Source organism: Mesorhizobium sp. M7A.F.Ca.CA.002.05.1.1 (genome assembly GCF_003998335.1).
Taxonomy (GTDB): Bacteria; Pseudomonadota; Alphaproteobacteria; order Rhizobiales; family Rhizobiaceae; genus Mesorhizobium.
In genome coordinates this window covers 1-503 of record NZ_RZQI01001617.1, presented here as the reverse complement: position 1 = coordinate 503, position 503 = coordinate 1, and the positions used below count along the sequence as shown (strand labels likewise).

Sequence of the window (503 nt, the reverse complement as noted above, 5' to 3'; positions counted from 1 at the left end):
CCTTCCATGCGCCCGTGCGCAGAATGTCTTCTAGCACTTGAACCGCCAGCCACACATCCTTGTAGCCGATATAGAGGGGCGTGAAGCCGAAACGGATGGTCGATGGCGCGCGAAAATCACCGATGACGCCGCGCTCGATCAGCGCCCGCATGATTTGATAGCCGTGATCGTGAAGGAACGACACCTGGCTGCCGCGCCTGGTCGCGTCGCGGGTGGTCTCCAGCGTGAGGCCATAGGCGCCGCACTTTGCTTCGACGAGCTGGATGAACAGTTCCGTCAGCGCGACGCTCTTTTTTCGCAATGCCGCCATGTCGACGTCGTTCCAGATGGCAAGCGCGCCTTTGAGCGCCCGCATCGACAGGACCGGCTGGGTGCCGCACAGAAAGCGGCGGATACCGGTGCCGGCAACATACCCCCGTTCGAAGGCAAAGGGCCGCGCATGGCCCCACCAGCCGCTGAGCGGCTGGCTGATATCGCCGTGATGGCGCTGCGCGGCATAGATG

1 protein-coding gene is annotated in these 503 nt (G+C 63.2%); it reads right to left on the bottom strand.

Annotation, left to right across the window (positions count from 1 at the left end; genetic code table 11):
- A partial coding sequence (locus EN939_RS37365; RefSeq protein WP_442919607.1) for a kynureninase/PvdN C-terminal domain-containing protein occupies window positions 1-503 on the bottom strand: 503 nt, incomplete at both ends.